Raw genomic sequence first — 23,410 nt, 5'->3', positions numbered from 1 at the left:
CCGAGCCCCCTCACGCGGACGTGAGGGATCGGCACCCCGCACCAAGGGGGAACCGGCGCGACGAAGCGCGAATCCGATCGGAAGGAACAACGTGGTTTCGAAGATTCTGGGGCCCGCGGTGGCCCTCACCACAGCGGCAGCCCTCGTGCTGACGGGCTGCGCGGCTGACGACGGCGGCACCGGCGGAACCGGTGGCGAAGGGTCCGGCGGCACCTACACCATCTACGCGAGCCTCTCGCTGACGGGCGCGCTCGCGGGGTCGTCCAAGGCGCAGCAGGAGGGCCTCGAGATCGCGGTCGACTCGATCAACGCGAACGGCGGCATCGCCGGCGAGCAGATCGAGCTCATCGTCGCCGACGATCAACTCGACCCGACCAAGGCCGTCACGCTGCTGCAGGAGCAGATCGACAAGGAGGCTCCCGACCTCGTCGTCCACGGCGTCTCGAGCGCCGTCACCCTCGCCATGCTGCCGCTCCTGACACGCAACGAGATCCTCTCGATCGGTAACACCTACGCTAACGCGATCAACGACCCCGCCACGTACCCCTATGCCTTCGGCACCAACCCCGTCGTCGCGCTCGACCCGCAGGCGGCCGCGGAGCTCTTCGCAGACGAGGGGTACAAGAAGATCGCCTACCTCGGCGCCAACGACGCGCTCGGTCAGAGCATCGCCGAGGCGTTCGCCGAGGAGCTGCCCGGCAAGGGCTTCGAGCTCGTGCAGGAGGCCTACGCGCCGGCCGACCTCGACATGACCGCGCAACTGCAGCGCCTTCAGTCGGGCGACCCGGATGCCCTCATCATCCAGGGCTACGGGAGCGCCTCGGGATACGCGCTCGAGAGCCGCACGAAGCTGGGATGGGACATCCCGACCTACGGCGACGGCGGCCTCGGCAACGGCAACAACCTCGCGCTCATCTCGAGCGAGGCCGACTGGAACAACCTGTACCTCCGCGTCTTCGCCATCAACACGGCCGAGCGCACGGTGACGGGCACGGCCGCGTTCGACTACCTGACCGCCGAGCTCGAGAAGCGCGGCAGCTCGTTCGACCAGCTCATGCAGCTCTACACGCACCAGTGGGACGCGGTGCACGTCGTGAAGCAGGGCGTCGAGCAGGCGGGCTCCAAGGATGCCGCGGCGGTCGCCGAGGCGCTCGAGAACCTCGAGGCCCTCGACGGCGAGTCGCCCTACCTCACCTTCCCCGAGTACAAGAGCTACACGGGTGAGAACCACTTCCGGAACCTCGGCACCGACGCCTACATCGTCGTGCGCCCCGGTCCCGTGGTCGAGGGAACCATCCAGTCCATCGAGTGATCGTGACCGCCGCCGGCCGCACGACGCGGCCGGCGGCGGCCCATCCGATCCGTCGCAACCCGGAAGCCCTCACATGGTCACAACCCTCTGGGCCGGTCTCTCGATCGGCGCCGTGTACGCGTTCGTCGCGATCGCGTACAACATCGTCTTCATCGGCACACGCGTCTTCAACTTCGCGCAGGCCTACATCCTCATGGTCGGCACCTTCATCGCCGTCGAGGCCGCGTCCCGGTTCGAGCTGCCGCTCGGCGTTGCGATCGTCGTGTGCGCGGTCGCCGGCGCTCTCATCGGCGCGATCGAGGAGTTCATCGCGGTGCGCCCGCTCGCCCGCAAGGGATCCCACAACGAGCTCGTCACGACGCTCGGCATCGGTGTGATCCTCTCGGGGATCGCTCTCGTGCTCTGGGGCTCGGAGCCCCGCTCGATGCCGTACCTCAAGGAGTTCGGCGTGCTCGACGTGCTCGGAGGTCGCGTGACCGTCGGAGAGCTCGCGCTCGTCGCGACGGCGATCGTCGTGGGCGTCGGGATGTGGCTGCTGAGCACCAAGACCTCGATCGGTCTCACGGCGCTCGCCACCTCGGAGGATCGGGATGCTGCGATGCTGCGCGGCGTCAACGTCCGGGGCCTCGCGACGGGCGCGTTCGCGCTCGCCGGCGCCCTCGTCGGCGCGGTCGCGCCGCTCGTGGCCACGAAGACCTACGCGACGTACCACCTCGGCGAGGGACTCGCCGTCAAGGCCTTCCTCGTGCTCGCCCTCGGAGGGTTCGGCAGCATGCTCGGCGCCCTCGTCGCGGCCGGCGTCGTCGGCATCCTCGAGATGTTCGCGGCGCGCTACCTCGGAAGCGATTGGCAGAACATCACGGTCTTCGTGCTGCTGCTCATCGTGCTCGTCGTCCTGCCGCACGGGCTGTTCTCCCGCGGCAAGGCACAGGAGAGGGTCGTCTGATGCGCATGAGCCTCCGGCGCTACCTCACGGCGCCCCTCTGGATCATCCCGCTCGCGCTCGCCGCGATCGTTCTCGCCCTGCCCTACATGGGCGCGGCTCCCGCGGTGCTGCGGATCATCGTGTCGATCTGCCTCCTCGCGCTGCTCGTCGTGGGTCTCAACGTCACCTTCGGCTACAGCGGCGAACTCGCCCTCGGGCAGGCCGCGTTCTATGCCGTGGGCGCATACCTCGCGGGCTATCTCGCCATCCAGGGCTTCGACCTCTCGATCACCGTGCTCGTGGCGCTCGTCGCGGCCGCCGTCGTTGGCTTCCTGACCGGCATCCCCGGTCTGCGACTCGGGTCGTGGTCGATGGCGATGGTGACGTTCTTCCTCGTGCTGCTCGTGCCGGATGTGGTCACGCTCCTCACGGAGCACACGGGCGGCCCCTCCGGCCTCACCGGAATCCCGCTCCCCGTGCTGTTCGGCGCGAAGCTCAGCACGAGCGGCTACTACACGCTCGTCGTGATCGTGACGATCGTGTTCTTCGCGGTGATCCGCAACTTCATCGTGTCGCCGCACGGCCAGGCGCTGCGCGTCATGCACACGAGCCCCGTGCTCGCGCGCTCCCTCGGGTTCTCGGTCACGAGGCTCAAGCTCACCGCCTACCTCATCGGCGCGGCGCCCGCCGGCGTCGCGGGTGCCCTCTTCGCCTACCAGGACGGCTACATCTCCCCGACCTCGTTCGGCCTGACGATGGCCATCGTGATCCTCGCGGCCACCATCATCGGCGGCAGCGCGAGCATCTACGGCGCGGTCGTGGGCGCGGCGATCATGGTGATCGGGCCGCTCAGGGCCACCGGGCTCCAGCAGTACTCGCTCATCATCTTCGGCCTCATCCTGCTGGGCGGTGCGCTCTTCTTCTCGGGCGGCATCGCGGGTCTCGCGCGGAAGCTCGTGCGTCGCCACCTCGTCCGCGACGAGGTTCTCCCGGACGCGCAGGCGGCCGTCGCCTCCGACGAGCTCATCTCGCGGCTGCGCGGGGAGAAGCTCGAGGTGACGGGCCTCGTGAAGAGGTTCGGAGGCAACACCGCACTCGCGGATGTGAGCGTCACCTTCGCCGCCGGCACCGTGACGGGCCTCATCGGGCCGAACGGCTCGGGCAAGACGACGCTCCTCAACGTCGTCTCTGGCTTCTACCGGCCCGACGAGGGAGCGATCCGCCTCGACGGAGACGACCTGACGACGCTCCAGCCGCACCAGGTCGCGCGCCGCGGGGTCGCCCGCACCTTCCAGACGCCGATCATCCCGCAAGACCTCACGGTCGTCGAGACGATCGCCATCGCGATGCAGAGCGCGCACGGTGTCCCCCTCATCTCGTCGATCCTGCGGCTCCCCGGCTTCGCGCGGACGCGCCGTCGGCACCGCGCCCAGGCTCTCGAGCTGCTCGCGCTCCTCGACATCGCGCACCTCGCCGACGTCGAGGCGAGCTCCCTGCCGCTCGGCACGCGCCGCCTCGTCGAGGTCGCGCGCGCGCTCGCCGCCGACGCCAAGCTCGTTCTCCTCGACGAGCCGGCATCCGGGCTCGACGAGGGCGAGGTCGCCGAGCTCGCCGCCCTCATCCGCACGCTGCGGGAATCCGGCGCCACGATCGTGCTCGTCGAGCACAACTTCGAGATGGTCATGTCGGTCTCCGACCACGTCTACGTGCTCGACACCGGGCGCATCGTCTCCGAGGGCGACCCGGATCACGTGCGCTCCGATCCGCGTGTCACCGAGGTCTATCTGGGCACGGCGCTCGGCGCCGGGGAGGAGGAGCGATGAGCGGTCTCTCGATCCGCGGCCTGTCGACGGGGTACGGCCAGATCCAGGTCATCCGCGACCTGAGCCTCGAGTGCCCCGCAGGCCAGATCACCGCGGTGCTCGGGCGCAACGGTGCCGGCAAGACGACGCTGCTGTCGGCCGTCGTCGGGCTCATCGGCTCGACGGGCACCGTCGAGTACGACGGTCGGGCGATCACGGGGCAGGCGTACGCGCGAGCCCGGGCGGGCATCGCCCTCGTGCAGGAGGGCAAGCGCGTCTTCCGGGCCCGCACCGTCGAGGAGAACCTGCGCATCGGCGGGTACGTGCATCGTCGACGCCGCGGCTACGTCGCGCAGGGCCTCGAGGCGGCGTACGAGCGATTCCCGATCCTCGGCGAGAAGCGCGACCTCGCGGCGGGCCTGCTCTCCGGCGGCCAGCAGCAGATGCTCGCGATCGCCCAGGCGCTCATGCTCGATCCGCGTGTGCTGCTGCTCGACGAGCCCTCGGCGGGGCTCGCCCCCGCCATCGTGCAGGAGGTGTTCGGCGAAATCTCGCGATTGCGCGACGAGGGCCTGTGCGTCGTGCTCGTGGAGCAGCTCGTCGACAACTCACTCGCGATCGCCGACCGCGTCGCGGTGCTCGACCACGGGCGCGTCGCGCTCGACGAACGCGTCGCCGACGTCGCCGACTGGTCGATCTTCCGCGACATCTACCTGGGAGAGGAGGCGCGATCGTGAGCGCCGTCATCGGAGACCTCAACGTTCAGACCCGCCCGCGGGCGACAGCATGGGGCGAGCTGGGCGCCGTCGCCCATCGCGTCGAGTACGTCGACGCGGCCGGGTGGCGCACCCGCTGCCTCGTCGCGGGGGAGGGCGCCGAGACTGTCTTCCTGCTCCCCGGCACGGGCGGGCACCTCGAGGCGTACTCGCGCAATATCGCCGACTTCGCCCGCCGGTACCGGGTCGTCGCCTACGACTACCCGGGACACGGCTACACGACGCCCACCGATCATGACCTCGAGCTGCCCGAGTACGTCGAGCACCTCGCGGCCCTCATGGACGCCTTCGGCGTCGACCGCGCCCACCTCAACGGCGAGTCCCTCGGCGGATGGGTCGCCGTCAAGTTCGCGGCCGCGCATCCCGAACGGGTGGGCCGCCTCGTGCTCAACACCCCGGGCGGCACGATGGCCAGGCCGGAGGTCATGGCGCGCATCCGCGAGCTCAGCCAGGCCGCCGTCGACGATCCGAGCCGCGAACGCGTCCGGTCGCGACTCGAGTGGCTCATGGCGCATCCGGAGTCGGTCACCGAGGAGCTCGTGGACATCCGCCAGGGCATCTACGCCCAGCCGGGCTTCGCCGACTCGATGCGCCACATCCTGTGCCTTCAGGACCCGGAGATCCGTGCGCGCAACCTCATCACGGACGAGGAGCTGCAGGGGATCTCCGCCCCTACGCTTGTGGTGTGGACGAGCGACGATCCGTCCGGACCGGCGGGCGCCGGCCTGCACATGGCCGAGCAGATCCCGCAGGGCCGGTTCGAGCTCATCGAGGACGCGGGTCACTGGCCGCAGTGGGAGCAATGGGAGCGGTTCAACGGGCTCGTGCTCGGGTTCCTCGAGGGTGAGGGGTGATCGTGGTGAGTCCTCAGTTCCCGGACCCGCGCGGACCTATCATCGAGTCGTGACCGTGCAGCAGGAGCAGACGTCGGGTTCGACGCTCGGCGCGCAGACGCTCGTCCGCGGCCTGCGCGCGCTGCGCGCGGTCGCGCTCTCGCCGACGGGAATGAGCATCGCGGAGCTCGCAGAGCACCTCGGCGTACACCGCTCGATCGCCAACCGGATCCTCGCGGCACTGTCGGATGCGCGCCTCATCGCACGCGGACCCGACGGCCGGTTCCGCGGTGCGGTGGGGCTCGTGAACCTCGCGGAGGGCGGCCTCTCGGCCCTCAGCGTCGCCGTCAAGCCGCAGCTCGCCGCGCTCGCCGACGAGGTCGGGGCCACGGTCGCGCTCTTCGTGCGAGAGGGCGACGACGCCGTGGCGCTCTCGGTCGTCGAGTCGGCACGGCAGGGCTTCCGCATGGGCTTCCAGGTCGGCGACAGGCACGTGATCGACCGCGGTGCGGCAGGACTCGCGCTGCGCGTGCTCGAGCCGCCGCGCGAGTCGGACTCGGAGCGGGTCACCGAGGCGCGGGAGATAGGCTACGCGCGCACGTTCGGGGAGATCGAGCCGAACCTCCACGGCCTGGCGATCCCGTTGCGCATCGCCGGCATTGACTGCTGCGTCAACATGGTGAGCAATCGACCCGAGGTGCTCGACGCGGCCATCGAGCCGGCCCTTGCCGCGTGCGCGAAGCTCTCGGAGCAGGTCGAGTCGTCGGCCTGAGTCACCTCGCCGTGATCGGCTGACCCGGCCGTCGCGCTTCGCACGGGTGCTGCAGCGCCCGCTCGTCGGCGTGCGCTCGCGCACGCACAACTTCTCTCACGCGGCGGTTGACGCCCGGGGCGCTCCGCGCTAGCGTCCACTATGCAACATGTGAACTATGGTGTTCACTAATTGAACGTCGAAAGGGTCAATGATGACTTCCTCGTCAACTCGCGGTTCCGTACGCGAGGCCGACGTCACGGTCGTGGGGGCGGGCCCCGCCGGCCTCTCCATCGCCAACCTCCTGGGGCTGCGAGGCGTGAGCGTCAACCTGGTCGAGGCGCTCCCCGAGCTCATCAACTACCCGCGCGGCGTCGGGATCGACGACGAGTCCCTGCGCTCGATCCAGACCATGGGGCTCATCCAGGAGGTGCTGCCCCACACGACGCCGAGCCACATCATGCATCTCGTCAACGGTCGCGGCCGGGTCATGGCGGCGATCGCGCCCGCCATCGACGAATTCGGCTGGTCGCGCCGGAACGCCTTCGTGCAGCCCGCGGTCGATCGCGTGCTCCTCGAGGGTCTCGGCCGCTTCCCGCACGTGACCGTCCACTTCGGACACGAGGCCGAGCAGATCGACGACCACGGCGACCACGTCGACCTCCACGCGCGCGTCGGAGACGAGGTCGTGACCTTCCGCAGCCGCTACCTCGTCGGAGCCGACGGCGGCCGGAGCTTCACGCGTAAGCACATGGGCGTCGCCTTCGACGGTCAGTCGCCATCGACCCGATGGATCGTCATCGACATGGAGAACGACCCGCTCGGCCTGCCCAACGTCTGGGTGGGCGGCGACCCCAAGCGCCCGTACGTGTCGCTCGCCCTCCCGCACGGCCTCCGCCGTTTCGAGTTCATGCTGTTCGACAAGGAACCCGACGAGCTCGCGGACGACGACGCGTTCATCGCCGGTCTGCTCTCCGCCCACATGCCCGACCCGGCGAAGGCGTCGATCATCCGCCGCCGCGTCTACACGCACCACTCGCGTATCGCGAGCAGCTTCCGCGCTGGGCGCTGCTTCATCGCGGGCGATGCCGCGCACCTCATGCCCGTATGGCAGGGACAGGGCTGGAACAGCGGGATGCGCGACTCGACGAATCTCGCGTGGAAGCTCTCGGCGGTCGTGCTCGGCGAAGCGGACGACGCCCTGCTCGACACCTACACGGTCGAGCGCCAGCCCCACGCCAAGGCCATGATCGGCATCTCCGTGGCCTTCGGCCGCTTCGTCAGGCCCACGAATCGACTCGTCGCACTTCTGCGCGACGGCGCCGCGCGGCTGCTCACGGTCGTCCCCTCGGTCAAGCAGTACTTCGTGCAGATGAAGTACAAGCCCATGCCGCGCTACACGCGCGGGGTCGTCGTCGATCCCATCTCCGCGACCCCGGGGGAGGCGTGCGCGACCATCGACGGACGCGGGCTGCTCACCTCCTACCGCCACTTCCGCGACACCCCGTCGCCCGTCGGCACGCAGTTCATCCAGCCGCGCGTGCGCACGGTCGACGGCGCCGAGCACCGTCTCGACGACGTCATCGGCTACCGCTGGGCTGTGCTCGCGTGGGGGAGCAACCCGATCGCGCACCTCGACGAGGAGCAGCGGGCGATGCTCGAGCGCCTCGACGCCGCGGTCGTCTGGCTGCGTCCCACGACGCAGCTCGTCGACGACGCTCCGGGCGCGCAGGTGCTCGGCGACGTCGACGGACGCATCAAGAAGTGGTTCGACGTCCGCCCCACGGCGGCGCTCATCCTGCGCCCGGACCGCTTCATCGCCGCGGCGGGCCCCGTGCAGGACGTCGGACGGATGCTGGAGGCCGCCGTCGCCGCGGGCCACCTCCGCGTCATCGCGAGCGCGCCCGCCGAGAAGGTGGGCTGAGCCATGGCCGACGATCGCATCCGCGCCGCCGCGCGCGCGCTCACCGAGGCGCTCGAGACGCGCGTGCCTATCGCGCCCATCGCGTCGACGCTCCGCAGCCTCGAGGAGGCGTACGAGGTCCAGGCCCTCCACATGGCCGAGCGCGAGAGCGCCGACAACCCGCTCGTCGGGCACAAGGTCGGCCTCACCTCGGACGCCGTGCGACGCCAGCTCGGCGTCGATCAGCCCGACTTCGGCATCCTGCTCGCCGACATGGAGATCCACGATCGCGGGCAGATCGACATGCGACGCCTCATCCAGCCCAAGGTCGAGGCGGAGATCGCCTTCGTGCTCGACACCGACGTCGACGAGCTCGACCGCGAGTCGGTGCTGCGCGCCGTGGAGTACGCGACGCCCGCCCTCGAGATCGTCGACTCCCGCATCCAGGACTGGCGCATCGGCCTCTTCGACACCGTGGCCGACAACGCCTCGAGCGGCATGTACGTGCTCGGCGAGGCGGCGGTCGACCCGCGCCGCATCGATCTGCGGGAGGTGGTCATGCGCATGTCGATCGACGGCGAGGTCGCCTCCACGGGCCGAGGCGCCGACTGCCTCGGCGACCCCGTCGAGGCGCTCGTCTGGGTCGCGCGCACCGCCGCGGCGCAGGGGCGGCCACTGCGGGCGGGGGAGGTCGTGCTCTCGGGCGCGCTCGGCCCCATGGTCGCGCTGCGGCCGGGCATGTCGGTCGTCGCAGAGGTCGATGGACTCGGTCGCGTCGCCGCGATCGCAGGAGGGGAATCATGAGCAAGGTCGCCATCATCGGATCCGGCAACATCGGCACGGACCTGATGTTCAAGGTGCATCGGCTGTCGTCGGTGCTCGAGCTGGGCATCATGGTCGGCATCGACCCCGAGTCGGACGGCCTCGCGCGCGCGGCCCGGCTGGGCTTCGCCACCACGGCGGAGGGTGTCGACGGGCTCATCGCCTGGGAGCACTTCGACGACGTCGACATCGTGTTCGACGCGACATCCGCGAAAGCGCACGTCGCGAACGCCGAGAAGCTCAAGCCCTACGGCAAGCGCCTCGTCGACCTCACGCCCGCCGCGATCGGTCCGTTCGTCGTGCCGCCCGTCAACCTGGGCGCGCACCTCGACGCCGACGACGTCAACATGGTGACGTGCGGCGGCCAGGCCACGATCCCCGCGGTCGCGGCCGTCAGCCGGGTGGTGCCCGTCGTCTACGGCGAGATCGTCGCATCCGTCGCCTCGCGCTCCGCGGGCCCGGGCACGCGCGCCAACATCGACGAGTTCACCGAGACGACCGCGCACGCCATCGAGACGGTCGGCGGCGCGGCGCGCGGCAAGGCGATCATCATCCTGAACCCCGCCGATCCGCCCATGATCATGCGCGACACGGTGCTGACCCTCACGCCGCGCCTCGACGAGGCACAGCGCGCCGAGGTGGCGGCATCGGTCGAGCGCATGATCGCCGACGTCGCCGAGTACGTGCCGGGCTACCGACTCAAGCACTCCCTGCAGTTCGCCGACGTCGGACCGGAGGTCGATCCGGTCGTGCCCGAGGCCGAGCGTCTCGACGCCTACACGAAGACGACGGTCTTCCTCGAGGTCGAGGGAGCCGCCCACTACCTGCCCGCCTACGCGGGAAACCTCGACATCATGACCTCCGCCGCGCTGCGCGTGGGCGAGGAACTGGCCCAGGGAGCACGCTGACATGACCGGGAACCGCATCTACGTGCAGGACGTGACGCTGCGCGACGGAATGCACGCGCTGCGCCACCAGGCGTCGCTCGACACCGTGCGCGCCGTCGTCGGGGCGCTCGACCGCGCCGGCGTCGACGCGATCGAGGTGACCCACGGGGACGGCCTCGGTGGCTCGAGCCTCACCTACGGCCCCGGATCGCAGACCGACCTCGAGTGGATCGACGCCGCCGCCGAGGTGGTCGAGAACGCCGTTCTCACGACCCTGCTGCTGCCGGGCGTCGGTGTGCTCGCCGACCTGCGCGCCGCGTTCGACCACGGCGTGCGATCGGTGCGCGTCGCGACCCACTGCACGGAGGCGGATGTCGCGGCGCAGCACATCGCCACGGCGCGCGAGTGGGGCATGGACGTCTCGGGCTTCCTCATGATGTCGCACCTGATCGGCCCCGCCGAGCTGGCCCAGCAGGCGAAGCTCATGGAGTCCTACGGGGCCCGGTGCGTCTACGTGACCGACTCGGCCGGGCGCCTCACGATGGGCGGCATCCGCGAGCGCGTGCGCGCCTACCGCGACGTGCTCGATCCGAGCACCGAGATCGGCGTCCACGCCCACCAGAACCTCTCGCTCTCGGTCGCGAACTCGATCGCGGCCGTCGAGGAGGGCGCCTATCGTGTCGACGCCTCGCTCGCCGGGCTCGGTGCCGGCGCCGGCAACACGCCCATCGAGGCGTTCGTCGCCGTCGCCCAGCTCGAAGGATACGAGGTGCCCGCCGACGTCTTCGCGCTCCAGGATGCGGCCGACGACATCGTGCGTCCCCTCCAGGACCGCCCCGTGCAGGTCGACCGCGAGACGCTCACGGTCGGATACGCGGGGGTCTACTCGAGCTTCCTGCGGCACGCCGAGCGCATCGCCGGAGAGTACGGAGTCGACGCCCGCACGCTCCTCGTCGAGGTGGGCCGCCGCAAGCTCATCGGCGGCCAGGAGGACATGCTCGCCGACGTGGCCCTCGACCTCGTCGCGGCCGACGGCGACGACTGAACGAAGACAGAAGACAAAGGAGACGATGATGTCCATCCACGCTGACCGTTACGACCAGGGGCCGCGCATCGCGAAGACGGGCGCGATCGACCTCGGCACCAAGGACCTGCAGGCGTCCCTGCGGTTCTTCCGCGACATCCTCGGGATGGAGGTCGTGGCGGAGCAGCCGGGTGTCGCGTACCTGCGCGGCTACCAGGAGCTCCACCACCACTCGCTCGTTCTGCGTGAGCAGGCCGACGCCGTGGTCAACTCGCTGAGCTTCCGCGTGCAGCGCCCGCAAGACGTCGAGCTGTTCTACCAGGAGCTGCTCGAGCAGGAGATCGAGGTGCTCGAGGTGCCCGCGGGAACCGAGATCGGCCGCGGCACCGCGGTGCGCTTCCTCATGCCGTGGGGCGGCCACCCGATCGAGCTCTACCACGACATGGAGAAGACCCCGACGCCGCACGAGGAGCTGCGCTCGAAGCTCCCTACCAATTCGAGCAAGCGCCGCGGGCTCGGCGTGCGCCGCCTCGACCACTTCAACGTGCAGACGAGCCCCGGCAACATCAACAAGGCCGAGGGCTGGCTCTCGAACGCGCTCGGCTTCCGCCGTCGCGAGTTCGCGAACATCCCCGACACCTCGACCCTCCTGGCGTCGTGGATGTCGGTGACGTCTCAGATGCACGACATCGCGATCGTCGCGAACATGCAGGAGAAGACCGCCCAGATGCACCACGTGGCCTTCAACCTCGAGAACTTCTCCGACGTACTCACGGCTGCCGACATCCTGCGCGACCACGACGTCTCCTACGGCGTGGGCCCCGGCAAGCACGGCATCGGCCAGGCCATGTACCTCTACGTGCACGACCCCGGCTCGGACCACCGCGTCGAGCTGTACTCGGGCGGCTACCAGATCTTCGACAACGACTGGGAGGCGGTCGAGTGGACGAAGGAGGACATGCCCGAGGGCATGACCTGGTACGGCGACCCGATCGACACCAAGCCCGGCAGCCGCGGGCGCGACACGACGGGCTCCGCGCCTCTCCACCGTGGCTGAGTCTTCGGGGCGGGAGGCCGACGGTCCGCGCCGGGATCCGGTGCTGAGCAGGCGGTTCGTGCTCGCCGTCGCGGTCAACTTCTGCGTCGCGGCGATCTTCTATCTGCTCGTCACCACGATGGCGCTCTACGCGATCGAGGTGTTCCGGACGGATGAGCTGATCGCCGGGGTCGTCGCGGGTGCGTTCGTCGTCGGCTCGATCGTCGCGCGTCTCATCGGCGGCAAGTTCCTCGACGTCATCGGCCGACGACGAACGCTCCTCGTGTGCCTCGCGGCGTGCGTCGTGCTGGCGCTCGCGCAGATCGTGGCCGAGCAGCTGTGGGCGGTGGTGATCCTCCAGGGGTTCATGGGCATCGCCTTCGGAGCCGCGAGCAACGCCGTGAGCGCGGGTGCCTTCTCGCTCATCCCCGCCTCGCGTCGGGCCGAGGGTGTCGGCTACTACGGCATCTCGACGACCCTCGGCGCCGCCGCGGGTCCGCTCCTCGGTACGCTCCTCATCGCGGGCTTCGGCTATCAGGCCCTGTTCCTCGCGACCGCCGCGTGGGCTGTCGTCGGACTCGTCGGCGCCCTGCTGCTGCGACTCCCCGAGCGGGATCTCGACGACGCCGACCGCGCGGCCCTGCGCAGCTGGGGGTTGTGGACCTTCGTCGACCGACGCTCGTTCCCGGTGGCGTCGCTCATGATCCCGACCGGCATCGCGTTCTCGGGTGTGCTGAGCTTCGTGAACCCCTACTCGGTGAGCGCGACGGGTGCCGCGGTCGGCGGGAGCTACTTCGCGCTCTATGCGGTCGTCGTGTTCGCCGCCCGCCTCTTCGTCGGGCGCATCCAGGACCGCTTCGGCGACAACGCCGTCGTCTACCCGCTGTTCGCCTGCCTGGCCGCGGGCACCGGCGTTCTCGCCTTCGGGGTCGACGGATGGATCCCCTACGTCTCCGCCGTCCTCATCGCCTTCGGCTTCGGGGCGATGATGCCGACCGCGCAGTCGCTCGCCGTCGGGCTCGCCGGGCCGCAACGGGTCGCCCTCGCGACCTCGACCTTCTTCCTGGCGGCCGACATCGGGATCGGGGTCGGACCCGTGATCGACGGCGCGATCGCCGGATGGATCGGCTATCCGGCGCTCTACGCCGTGCTGTCCGGGGTCGCCGTGCTCGGGGCGGTCGGCTACACCCTCGTGCACGGTCGCGCGTCGGCGCGGATGCACGTCACGAGCACCTGAGCGCGCCGATAGGCTCGCAGGCATGAGCGAGCCGACGACCCCCGCGCGGTACAGCTACCTCGGCCCCGCGGGCACCTTCACGTGGGTGGCGCTCACCCAGGTGCCGGAGGCCGCGGGTGCCGACTGGCGCCCCGTCAACAACGTCGGCGAGGCCCTCGACGACGTCGTGAGCGGCCGCAGCGTCGCCGCGATGATCGCGATCGAGAACTCCGTCGAGGGCGGCGTCTCGGCCACCCAGGACGCGCTCGCCAACATCCCGGGGCTCCGCATCATCGGCGAGTACCTCGTGCCCGTGAACTTCCAGCTCGTCGGCCGGCCCGGCACGCGGCTCGAGGACGTCAAGGTCATCAACGCGCACCCCGTCGCCTACGCGCAGTGCCACCTGTGGCTCGACGCGACCCTGCCGAGTCACGGCCACATCCCCTCGACCTCCAACGTCGCCGCACCGCGCGCGCTGCTCGAGAGCGACGCCGCGGATGCCGCGATCGCGCCGCCCGGCATCACGCAGCACCTGCCGCTCGAGGTGCTCGCGGAGGACATCGCCGACAACCCCGAGGCCGTCACGCGCTTCGTGCTCGTGTCGAAGTCGCTCGCCATCCCGCCACGCACGGGCGCCGACAAGACGAGCGTCATCGTCGAGCTGCCGTCCGACGAGCCCGGCGGCCTCGTCGAGATGCTCGAGCAGTTCTCGACGCGCGGCGTCAACCTGAGCCTCCTCGAATCGCGCCCCATCGGCGACGCGCTCGGCCGCTACCGCTTCATCGTCGACCTCGACGGGCACGTGCTCGACGAGCGGGTCGCGGATGCGCTGCTCGGCCTCAAGAGGTTCAGTCCCAACGTGCAGTTCCTCGGCTCGTACCCGCGCGCCGACAAGGTGCGCGTCGAGCACGACGACCGCTACGCGGACCAGGTGTTCATCGACGCGCGCGACTGGCTGCGCGACATCCTCTCGGGGGCTCCGGTCGACTGACGTCATCAGCGGGCTGGTTTCGACACGCCCCTCCGGGGCTACTCAACCAGCGGCAGCCCTCGCTGGTTGAGTAGCGGCCGCAGGCCGCGTGTCGAAGCCAGCCCCCTGATCACCCTCGCGGCAGCTTCACGAGCAGCGACGCCGGGTCGACGTGGGCACGGAACGCCGTGATGACGCCCGCCTCGTCGCCGTCGAGCTCGAACTCCTCGGGGCGGTCGAGCCGCCCGTCGATGCGGCGCCCGCGCAGGTAGCGCAGCGCGCGCACGGGCTTCGACCGCAGGTCGAGGATCTTGCGGCCGATCGTGCTGCGCCGCAGCACCCCGTTCTCCCACACGATGCCGACCCACACGCGCGCCCAGCCGGAGAAGCCCTCGGGGCGCAGCGTCACGATGTCGAGCAGGCCGTCGTCGATCTCGGCGTCGGGCAGCAGCAGGATGTTGCCGGGCAGCGCGCCGCAGTTGCCGATGAGGATCGTGTGCACGCGCGTGAAGCGCCACTCGCCGCCGTCGAGGCGGTAGCGCAGCCGCAGCACGTGCTTGTCGACGAGCGAGCGCCCGATCGCGTCGACGTAGGCGAGCCAGCCGACCTTCTTCTTGAGCTCGGGATTGGTGTTGGCGATCATCTTCGCGTCGAGCCCGAGGCCCGCCATGACGACGAACGAGTGCGTCTCGGTCGAGCCGTCGGGACGGTCCACCTCGACGACGCCGACATCGATCGCCTCGTCGACGCCCGAGAACGCGATCTCGACGAGCGCCTCCACGTGCGCCGCGTTGACGTCGAGGCCGAGGTTGCGCGCGAGCAGGTTGCCCGTACCGGAGGGCAGCAGTGCGAGCGGCACGCCCGAGTTCTGCAGCCCCTGCGCGACCGCGCGCACCGTGCCGTCGCCGCCCGCCGCCATGACGACGGCGGCGCCCTCGGCGAGCGCACGGCGCGCCTGGCCGATGCCTGGGTCCTCTTCGCTCGTCTCGATCCAGAGGCTCTTCGCCCAGCCGGCGGCGCTCTCGGCGGCAGCCACGACATCCCGCAGGTGATCGACGTCGACCTTGATCGGGTTGTAGATGACGGCTGCCCGGCGAGGCGTCTCGGCGTCCGGGGGCGTCATGCTCTCACGGTAGGCCATGAGGGCCCCCGCCGACAGGCTCCTAGACTTGAGGCGTGATCGACCCCGTGCTGCTGCGTGAGAACCCGGATGCCGTTCGTGCCTCGCAGGAGCGCCGCGGCGCATCCGTGACCCTCGTCGACGAGGCGATCGCCGCCGACGCCGCCCGCCGTCAGGCGATCGCCGCCTTCGAGGCGCTGCGTGCCGAGCAGAACGCCTTCGGCAAGCAGGTGGCCCAGGCTCCCAAGGAGGAGAAGGCCGCGCTCGTCGCGCAGGCGCAGGACCTCGCGGCGCGCGTCAAGAACGCGCAGGCCGTGGCGTCGGATGCCGAGGCCCGCTTCGCCGAGGTCGCGGGCGGCATCCCGAACCTCGTGATCGACGGGGTGCCCGCGGGCGGCGAGGACGACTTCGTGACGCTGCGCGAGGTCGGCGACCGGCCCGAGTTCGACTTCGAGCCGCGCGACCACCTCGCGCTCGGCGAGCTGCTCGACGCGATCGACATGGAGCGCGGCGCGAAGGTGTCGGGCGCCCGGTTCTACTTCCTCAAGGGTGTCGGTGCGCGCCTCGAACTCGCGCTCATGCAGCTCGGCCTGCAGCGCGCGATCGAGTCGGGCTTCGTGCCGCTCATCACGCCCACGCTCGTGCGCCCCGACATCATGGCGGGCACGGGCTTCCTGGGCGCCCACGCCGACGAGATCTACTACCTGCCCGACGACGAGCTCTACCTCACGGGCACGAGCGAGGTCGCGCTCGCGGGCTACCACAAGGACGAGATCCTCGACCTCTCGGGCGGCCCCAAGCGCTACGCCGGCTGGTCGACGTGCTACCGCCGCGAGGCGGGCAGTCACGGCAAGGACACCCGCGGCATCATCCGCGTGCACCAGTTCCAGAAGCTCGAGATGTTCAGCTACATCGACCCCGCGGATGCCGAGGCCGAGCACGAGCGCCTGCTCGCGATGCAGGAGGGCATGCTCAAGAGCCTCGGACTCTCCTACCGCGTCATCGACACGGCGGCGGGCGACCTCGGCACGAGCGCCGCGCGCAAGTTCGACGTCGAGGCGTGGGTGCCCACGCAGGGCGCGTACCGCGAGCTCACCTCGACGAGCAACTGCACGACCTTCCAGGCGCGCCGCCTCGACATCCGCCACCGCGGCGCCGACGGCAAGACCTCGCCCGTCGCGACGCTCAACGGCACGCTCGCGACGACCCGCTGGATCGTCGCGCTGCTCGAGACGCACCAGCAGGCCGACGGATCGGTGATCGTGCCGGAGCCGCTGCGGCCCTACCTGGGCCTCGACGTGCTGGAGCCCGTGAAGTGAGGCTCGCGCCGGAGGATCGCTGGCTCATCGGCCTCGACATCGACGGCACCGTGCTGACCGAGGACGGCCAGCTCGACCCGCGGGTCGCATCCGAGATCCGCCGGGTGCGCGATCTCGGCCACGAGATCATGCCGTCGACGGGGCGCTCGGTGTCGATGACGCTGCCCGTGATCGACCGCCTCGGGATCGCACCGTCGTACGCCGTGTGCGCGAACGGCGCGATCGTCATGCGGCGCGACAAGGAGGCGCCCGTCGGCTGGATGCGCGACCGCGTCGAGACGTTCGACCCGCGCGAGGTGCTCACGACGATCCACGAGCACCTCGAGGGTGCGAGCTACGCCGTCGAGGACGAGGAGGGGCTCTTCCGCTTCACGGGCCCGTTCCCCGAGGGCGCGCTCGCCGCGGGCCGACTGCAGGTGGAGTTCGAGGACCTCCTCGAGGCCCGGGCCACGCGCGTCGTCGTGCTCTCGCCCGGGCACGCCGTCGAGGACTTCCTCGCGGTCGTCGAGCGCATGGGCCTCCACAAGGTCAGCTACAACGTCGGCTGGACGGCGTGGCTCGACATCGCGCCCGACGGCGTCAACAAGGGCACCGGCATGGAGTACGTGCGCGAGCGCCTCGGCATCTCGCGCGAGCACGTCATGGTGATCGGCGACGGGCGCAACGACATCGACATGTTCGAGTGGGCGGCATCCGGCGGCGGCGTCGCGATCGCGATGGGGCAGGCGCCGGATGAGGTGCGCGCCGTCTCGACGGACGTCACGGGCACCGACCGCGACCAGGGCGTCGCGACGGCACTCGCACGGTACTTCCAGGTCTAGCGGGTCGGGCTCCCCTACACTCGGTGCGATGTCGGACGAGGAGCTGAAGCGCGACCGTACGAGGCGCGCGCGCGTCGCCTCGCCCACGGGCATCGCCCGCCACGGGCGCCTTCCGCGCTCGCGTGCGTGGGCCACCGTGCTCGCCGCGATCGGCGTCTCGCTCTCGGTCGTGCTCGTCGCGACGACGGCCGTCGCGGGCATCGCGGTCTACCAGTTCGCGAGCGGGGTGGGCGACAAGGCCGTCGACATCAACGACGGCGAGGCGGCGCCCATCCCCGAGATCGGGGCCTACGAGGGCGGCTTCAACATCCTCGTGGTCGGCTCCGACGAGTACCACGACCGCGACAGCGTGCTCAACGACGTCAACATGCTCGTGCACGTGTCGGCCGATCAGACGAGCGCCGTGGCCGTGAGCTTCCCGCGCGACATGGTCGTGCCCTTCCCCGGGTGCGTCAACCCGAAGACCGGCAAGACGTGGGGCGTCGGCACGGGGCTGCCGATCAACAACGCGCTCTACTACGGCGGCCTGCCGTGCGTCGTCAACGTCGTCGAGAACTTCACGGGCCTCGACATCCAGTACGCGGGGATGATCGGCTTCGACGGCGTCGCGAACCTCGCCACCGCGGTCGGCGGGGTGCAGGTGTGCCTCACGCGGGCCATCCACGACAAGGCCTCCGGCATCCAGCTCGAGGCGGGCACGCACTACCTCTCGGGCTGGGACGCGCTCGCCTTCCTCCGCACGCGCAAGGGCGTCGGCGACGGTTCGGATCTCAGCCGCATCGCATCCCAGCAGGCCTTCCTGTCGTCGCTCATGCGCAAGCTCAAGTCGGAGGAGACGCTCACCAACGTGGGCAAGCTCCTGGGTCTCGCGAACGTCGCGCGCGACAACATGACCCTGTCGACCGAGCTCTCGCAGCCCGCGACGATGGTCGCGATGGCGAAGGCGCTGAGCCGCATCCCCATGGACCGCATCACCTTCGTGCAGTACCCGGGGAGCCTGGGCGGCACGGGCATCTACGAGGGACGCGTGCAGCCCGACAAGACGCGCGGCACCCAGCTCATGGACGCCATCCGCGCCGACCAGGCGATCGGCGTCGAGGAGCCCGGCGACGGCAGCGGCACCGAGGTCGACCCCAACGCGCCGACGCCGGGGGAGCCCGATCCGAGCGCCTCGCCGAGCGACGCGCCGCTGCCCGACAAGGTCGTCATCTCGGGCGTCAAGGGGCAGACCGCCGCCGACCAGACCTGCACACGCGGCAACGGCTGAATCCCGGGACGGGGCTGAATCTCGCGGCGGGTCTGAGGCTCGCTCGGGGTATTTCCAGGCTCGAACGCGGTGTCTCCCCTACACTCGACACGGTCAACCGAGGAGGGCTGTCCGAGCGGCCGATGGAGCCGGTCTTGAAAACCGGTGGGCAGTGATGTCTCGTGGGTTCGAATCCCACGCCCTCCGCTGGACAGCGTTCGTCACCCGTTCTCGAGGAGAAGCGCGCCCGATGTCAGCCGAGGAGCTCAAGCGCGACCGCTCGCGCCGCGCGCGTTCGCCTCAGCCGAAGGCCATCGCGCGCCACGGCCGACTGCGCCGCTCGCGCGCCTGGAAGACCGTGCTCGGCTTCGTGGGGGCGTCGCTCGCCGTCGTGCTCGTCGCGACCGGGTCGGTCGCGGGCCTCGCGCTCTACCAGTTCACGAGCGAGGTGGCCGAGAACTCGGTCGACATCAACGGCGAGATCGCCGCGGCCATCCCCGAGATCGGGGCGTACGAGGGCGGCTTCAACATCCTCGTCGTCGGCACCGACGCGTACTCGGACCGCGAGGGGTCGCGCAACGACGTCAACATCGTCGTGCACGTCTCGGCCGATCAGACGAGCGCCGTCGCCGTCAGCATCCCGCGCGACATGGTCGTGCCGTTCCCCGGGTGCATCAACCCGGACACGGGCAAGAAGTGGGGGGTCGGCACCTTCCCGATCAACAACGCGCTGCTCTACGGCGGGCTGCCGTGCGCGGTCGAGGTCGTGCAGAACTTCACGGGGCTCGACATCCAGTTCGCGGGCATGATCGGCTTCGACGGCGTCGCGAACCTGTCGACCGCGGTCGGCGGCGTGACCATCTGCCTCTCCAAGGGCATCCACGACAAGAAGTCGGGCATCGACCTCGACGCCGGCAGCCACACCCTCTCCGGTTGGGACGCGCTCGCGTTCCTCCGCACGCGCTACGGCGTGGGAGACGGCTCGGACCTCACGCGCATCAGCTCGCAGCAGGTGTTCCTCTCGGCGCTGCTCCGCAAGCTCAAGTCGGAGGACACGCTCACCAACGTCGGCAAGCTCCTGAGCCTCGCGAACGTCGCGCGCCAGAACATGACGCTCTCGACGGAGCTCTCGCAGCCCGCGACGATGGTCGCGATGGCGAAGGCCCTCAGCCGCATCCCCATGGACCGGGTCACCTTCGTGCAGTACCCCGGTTCCACGGGAGGCACGGGCGTGTACGAGGGCAAGGTGCAGCCGATCGCGGGCCTCGGTCGCCAGCTCATGGACGCCATCCGGGCCGACCAGGCGATCGGCGTCGACCAGGCCGGTGACGGGCGCGGTGCCGAGCTCGACCCCAACGCGCCTCCGCCCGTCGAGCCCGACCCCGCGCAGCCGGACCCCTCGGCGACGCCCGACCCGTCGGCCACGCCGACGGAGGCTCCCGTGCTGCCCGAGAAGGTCGTGATCTCCGGCATCCGCGGTCAGACCGCCGCCGACCAGACCTGCTCCGTCGGCCGCGGCTGAGCGGAGTCGGCGCCCATGCTCGTATGGGTATGATGGGCAGGCAATACCGGGAGACGTCGCATAGTCCGGTCGAGTGCACCACCCTGCTAAGGTGGAGTCCCCTCCGGGGGACCGAGGGTTCAAATCCCTCCGTCTCCGCAAGAAACACCAGGTCAGGCGCCGTCATCGCAACTCGATGACGGCGTTCTCGCATGTCGGGCGGCGGTCCGCCGTTCTGCCATACTCGGGTTACACCTGTAACTCGCCGCCGAGCTCCCCCACTCGTCCCGGCGACTCCCACCCGATCCGGAGTCGACGTGAACATCGTCAAGCCCTCAGCCCTGCTCGCCGTCGCGACCGTGGCGGGCGCATCCACCGTCCTCGCGGGAGCCACGGCCCCCGCCCACGCCTCCGCCACCGAATCGCGCGCGAACGCGAGCAGCCCGCCCTCGAGGCGATGCACGGCCGGAACCGGGAAGTAGCCCTTGGGTCGGTCGATGACCTCGGCCGGAAGCAGTGAGCGCGCGACCCTCTTGAGCACCGCCTTGCCCTCCCCGTCCCACTTGAGCTCGGGCGGGCACGCGGCCGCCAACTCGACGAGCTCGTGATCCAGGAACGGCACGCGGGCCTCGACGCCCCACGCCATCGTCATGTTGTCGACGCGCTTCACCGGGTCGTCGGGCATGAGGAGATGGGTGTCGAGGCGCAGGACGGCGTCGAGGGCCGTCTCCGCGCCGTCCGCCATGAGCGCCGCGACGAGGCGGCGTCCGCTCACATCGTGCGAGACCCGATGACGCACGCCGGTCATCCGCCCGACGGTCACGTCGTCGTGATCCGCGAACGCCGCGGGGAACCGCGAGGCGATCTCGTCGCGCGCCATCGCAGCGGCCGGCGCGTGATAGCGGTAGCCCGCGAACACCTCGTCGGCGCCCTGGCCTGACTGCACGACAGTCACGTGCTCCGCGAGCAGTGCCACGATGAGGCTCGAGTCGAGCCCGCCCGAGAGCAGGACGCCGACCGGCACGTCCGCGATGAGCCGACGACCGACTGCGGTGCGCAGCGACGCGTGCGCGGCATCCGTCCAATCGGATGCCGACCACCGCGCGTGCGCCTCGTCGCGTTCGTAGCGGGGCGACCAGTACCGCCGGGTGCGTCGGCTGCCGTCGCGTTCCACGACGAGCATGGTGGCGGGCTCGAGCTTCTGCACCCCCCCGCAGGAGCGTCCGCGGGGCGGGGACGATCGAGTGCCAGCTGAGGTTGGTGGAGGGCGACGCCGTCGATGCCGGTGTCGACGCCACCCGCGCGCACGAGCGCGGGGAGCGTCGAGGCGAAGCGGAGCGCCCCGTCCACCTCCGAGAGGTAGAGCGGCTTGATGCCGAGGCGGTCGCGCACGAGGAGCACGCGGCCCGAGCGGCGATCGGCGAGCACGAAGGCGAACATGCCGACGAGGTGGTCGACGAGGTCCTCGCCCCAGCGGTCGTACGCCGCGAGATCACCTCGGTGTCGCTCGCCGTGCGGAACGGATAGTCCGACAGCTCGGCCCGGAGCTCGCGGTGGTTGTAGATGCAGCCGTTGAAGACGAGGGCGAGCCCCCGAGTGTCGTCGACCATCGGCTGGGCCGCGTCGTCGCTGAGGTCGATGATGCTGAGGCGTCGATGGCCGAGCGCCACCCGGTCGTCGGCCCACTGCCCCTGTCCGTCCGGCCCGCGGTCGCGCAGGCACGTGGTCATGACGCGCACGGCCTCGCGATCGGGCGGGCGCGAGAAGGCCACCTCTCCGGCGATGCCGCACATGGTCGCCCCCTCACTCTGCGTCGGGGACGGGGCAGCTGACTCATCCACGAGGCCCACCCAACGCCTTCACCCCGCTTCGCGCCTCCCCCTTGCATTACGCCCGTCCGAGTGGCAGGGACGAGTACGCCGCCGGAGGGTCGCTGTCAACCGCCTCGCCGCCCCCTCCGCCGTGTGGCTCCATGGAGTCATGCGCACATTCGGCGTCGAGGAGGAGCTGCTGCTCGTCGACGAGCTCACCGGCCGCCCCGTCGCGGTCGCCCCGGCCGCCCTCGCATCCGATCGGCTCGGCGCCCCCGCGCCCGGGCCGAGCCTCGACGCCGAGCTTCAGCAGGAGATGATCGAGACGGCGACGCGTCCGTGCGAGACCCTCGACCGGTTGCGGCTGGAGATCCTCGCGGGTCGAGCCCGAGCGGATGCCGCGGCCCGGTCGTGCGGCGCCCGCGCCGTCGCGCTCGCGATGTCGCCCGAGCCCGTCGACCCGCATCCCACCGCGAGCGCGAGGTACGACGAGATGGTCGCGCGCTACGGGCGCACGGCGCGTACGAATCTCACGTGCGGCTTCCATGTCCACGTGGCGATCGAGTCGAGCGACGAGGGCGTGGCCGTGCTCGACCGCATCCGGGGCTGGCTGCCCGTGCTGCTCGCGCTGAGCGCCAACTCGCCGTTCGAGTCGGGAGGCGACACGGGGCACGAGAGCTTCCGCTACGCGAGCTGGATGCGCTGGCCCACGTCGGGGCCGCTCGACGTGCTCGGCTCCGCGGCCGCGTACCGGGAGCTCGAGCAGGGCCTGCTCGGTTCGGGCGTGCTCATGGACGCGGGCATGTTCTACTTCGACGCGCGGCTCTCGCGCCGCTACCCGACGGTCGAGGTGCGCGTCATGGACGTCTGCCTTTCGGCGGATGCCGCTGCCTCGCTCGCGGCGCTCGTGCGCGGCATGGCGGTGCGGGCCATCATCGACTTGCGCGCCGGGTCGGCGCCTCTCGAGCTGCCGACGCCGGTGCTGCGGCTGGCCTCGTGGAAGGCCGCGCTGTGCGGTGCGACGGGCGAGCTCCTCGACCCGCGCGCGGGGCGGCTGCGTCCCGCCGAGGACGTCGTGGCCGCATTGCTCGCGTGGTCGGCGGCGGGGCTCGACACGACCGGTGACACCGACGAGGTGCATGCGGGGGTCGGCAGGATCCTCCGCGACGGCACCGGTGCGCGCCGCCAACGGATGCTGCGGCCCTTGCCGCCGGGGGAGCGGACCCGCGCACTCGTGGACGCGAGCCACGACGCGGCGATCGCAGCGGTCGGGGCGCCGATGGTTGACACTTCTCAACCATCGGCGTATGGTTGACATCTCTCAACCATTGACCT

The 23,410-nt window shown here is 70.6% G+C and carries 19 protein-coding genes, 2 tRNA genes and 2 pseudogenes; 20 read left to right on the top strand and 3 right to left on the bottom strand.

Going from position 1 to position 23,410, the window contains the following annotated elements; genetic code table 11:
- Positions 1-91 precede the first annotated feature (91 nt).
- From H4J02_RS13265 to pheA, 13 genes are all read left to right on the top strand, one after another.
- The gene (locus H4J02_RS13265) at positions 92-1,312 is read left to right on the top strand and encodes an ABC transporter substrate-binding protein (protein WP_187675007.1); all 1,221 of its coding nucleotides are present in this window, start codon (positions 92-94) and stop codon (positions 1,310-1,312) included.
- Positions 1,313-1,385: 73 nt separating this feature from the next.
- Positions 1,386-2,258, top strand: a complete 873-nt coding sequence (locus tag H4J02_RS13260; protein ID WP_187675006.1) for a branched-chain amino acid ABC transporter permease — start codon at positions 1,386-1,388, stop codon at positions 2,256-2,258.
- Positions 2,258-4,060 (top strand): ABC transporter permease subunit, encoded by a 1,803-nt coding sequence (locus H4J02_RS13255; protein WP_187675005.1) that lies wholly within the window; start codon positions 2,258-2,260, stop codon positions 4,058-4,060. Before H4J02_RS13260 ends, H4J02_RS13255 begins: the two co-directional genes overlap by 1 nt.
- A complete protein-coding gene (locus tag H4J02_RS13250; protein ID WP_187675004.1) occupies positions 4,057-4,776 on the top strand; it encodes an ABC transporter ATP-binding protein in 720 nt (239 codons plus the stop codon). The genes H4J02_RS13255 and H4J02_RS13250 overlap by 4 nt, the downstream gene beginning before the upstream one ends.
- Complete coding sequence (locus H4J02_RS13245) at positions 4,773-5,669, top strand: alpha/beta fold hydrolase (protein ID WP_222942191.1); 897 nt, start codon at positions 4,773-4,775, stop codon at positions 5,667-5,669. Before H4J02_RS13250 ends, H4J02_RS13245 begins: the two co-directional genes overlap by 4 nt.
- A gap of 49 nt (positions 5,670-5,718) precedes the next feature.
- The gene (locus tag H4J02_RS13240) at positions 5,719-6,420 is read left to right on the top strand and encodes an IclR family transcriptional regulator (protein WP_187675003.1); all 702 of its coding nucleotides are present in this window, start codon (positions 5,719-5,721) and stop codon (positions 6,418-6,420) included.
- A gap of 193 nt (positions 6,421-6,613) precedes the next feature.
- Complete coding sequence (locus H4J02_RS13235; protein ID WP_222942190.1) at positions 6,614-8,323, top strand: bifunctional 3-(3-hydroxy-phenyl)propionate/3-hydroxycinnamic acid hydroxylase; 1,710 nt, start codon at positions 6,614-6,616, stop codon at positions 8,321-8,323.
- Positions 8,324-8,326: 3 nt separating this feature from the next.
- Positions 8,327-9,106 carry a 2-keto-4-pentenoate hydratase gene (locus H4J02_RS13230; RefSeq protein WP_187675001.1) on the top strand — a complete coding sequence of 260 codons (780 nt, stop codon included), beginning with the start codon at positions 8,327-8,329 and terminating at the stop codon, positions 9,104-9,106.
- Positions 9,103-10,032 (top strand): acetaldehyde dehydrogenase (acetylating), encoded by a 930-nt coding sequence (locus H4J02_RS13225; RefSeq protein WP_187675000.1) that lies wholly within the window; start codon positions 9,103-9,105, stop codon positions 10,030-10,032. The genes H4J02_RS13230 and H4J02_RS13225 overlap by 4 nt, the downstream gene beginning before the upstream one ends.
- Before the next feature lies 1 nt (position 10,033).
- Entirely contained in the window at positions 10,034-11,056 is a 1,023-nt protein-coding gene (dmpG, locus tag H4J02_RS13220) for a 4-hydroxy-2-oxovalerate aldolase (protein ID WP_187674999.1), read from the top strand.
- Positions 11,057-11,084: 28 nt separating this feature from the next.
- A complete protein-coding gene (locus H4J02_RS13215) occupies positions 11,085-12,092 on the top strand; it encodes a VOC family protein (protein ID WP_187674998.1) in 1,008 nt (335 codons plus the stop codon).
- Positions 12,085-13,308, top strand: a complete 1,224-nt coding sequence (locus tag H4J02_RS13210; protein ID WP_187674997.1) for an MFS transporter — start codon at positions 12,085-12,087, stop codon at positions 13,306-13,308. Before H4J02_RS13215 ends, H4J02_RS13210 begins: the two co-directional genes overlap by 8 nt.
- A gap of 22 nt (positions 13,309-13,330) precedes the next feature.
- Positions 13,331-14,278 carry a prephenate dehydratase gene (gene pheA, locus H4J02_RS13205; RefSeq protein WP_187674996.1) on the top strand — a complete coding sequence of 316 codons (948 nt, stop codon included), beginning with the start codon at positions 13,331-13,333 and terminating at the stop codon, positions 14,276-14,278.
- Between the two features lie 109 nt (positions 14,279-14,387).
- Here the strand turns inward: pheA and H4J02_RS13200 are convergent, their stop codons facing one another.
- Positions 14,388-15,380, bottom strand: coding sequence for a diacylglycerol kinase family protein (locus tag H4J02_RS13200; RefSeq protein WP_187674995.1), 993 nt, complete (start codon positions 15,378-15,380; stop codon positions 14,388-14,390).
- Positions 15,381-15,433: 53 nt separating this feature from the next.
- On the opposite strand from H4J02_RS13200, the gene serS reads away from it, so the two are divergent.
- The 6 genes from serS (at position 15,434) to H4J02_RS13170 (ending at position 20,423) form a co-directional block, all read left to right on the top strand.
- The gene (serS, locus tag H4J02_RS13195) at positions 15,434-16,696 is read left to right on the top strand and encodes a serine--tRNA ligase (protein WP_187674994.1); all 1,263 of its coding nucleotides are present in this window, start codon (positions 15,434-15,436) and stop codon (positions 16,694-16,696) included.
- Positions 16,693-17,517 carry an HAD family hydrolase gene (locus tag H4J02_RS13190; protein ID WP_222942189.1) on the top strand — a complete coding sequence of 275 codons (825 nt, stop codon included), beginning with the start codon at positions 16,693-16,695 and terminating at the stop codon, positions 17,515-17,517. Before serS ends, H4J02_RS13190 begins: the two co-directional genes overlap by 4 nt.
- Positions 17,518-17,545: 28 nt before the next feature.
- Complete coding sequence (locus H4J02_RS13185; RefSeq protein ID WP_187674993.1) at positions 17,546-18,784, top strand: LCP family protein; 1,239 nt, start codon at positions 17,546-17,548, stop codon at positions 18,782-18,784.
- Positions 18,785-18,885: 101 nt separating this feature from the next.
- A tRNA-Ser gene (locus H4J02_RS13180) sits at positions 18,886-18,970 on the top strand.
- Positions 18,971-19,013: 43 nt separating this feature from the next.
- Positions 19,014-20,285, top strand: coding sequence for an LCP family protein (locus tag H4J02_RS13175; RefSeq protein WP_187674992.1), 1,272 nt, complete (start codon positions 19,014-19,016; stop codon positions 20,283-20,285).
- A gap of 49 nt (positions 20,286-20,334) precedes the next feature.
- A tRNA-Ser gene (locus tag H4J02_RS13170) sits at positions 20,335-20,423 on the top strand.
- Positions 20,424-20,730: 307 nt separating this feature from the next.
- Here H4J02_RS13170 and H4J02_RS14075 read toward each other — a convergent pair.
- Positions 20,731-21,288 (bottom strand): annotated as a pseudogene (locus tag H4J02_RS14075) (asparagine synthase-related protein); the annotation flags it as partial.
- A pseudogene (locus H4J02_RS14070) lies at positions 21,216-21,994 on the bottom strand (asparagine synthetase B family protein). The pseudogenes H4J02_RS14075 and H4J02_RS14070, both read right to left, overlap by 73 nt.
- Before the next feature lie 250 nt (positions 21,995-22,244).
- On the opposite strand from H4J02_RS14070, the gene H4J02_RS13160 reads away from it, so the two are divergent.
- A complete protein-coding gene (locus H4J02_RS13160) occupies positions 22,245-23,390 on the top strand; it encodes a glutamate--cysteine ligase (protein WP_187674991.1) in 1,146 nt (381 codons plus the stop codon).
- Positions 23,391-23,410: the final 20 nt, after the last annotated feature.

Source organism: Protaetiibacter sp. SSC-01, assembly GCF_014483895.1.
GTDB lineage: Bacteria > Actinomycetota > Actinomycetes > Actinomycetales > Microbacteriaceae > Homoserinibacter.
Note: the sequence above shows the minus strand (reverse complement) of the source record. Positions and strands in the feature narration are given on the sequence as shown.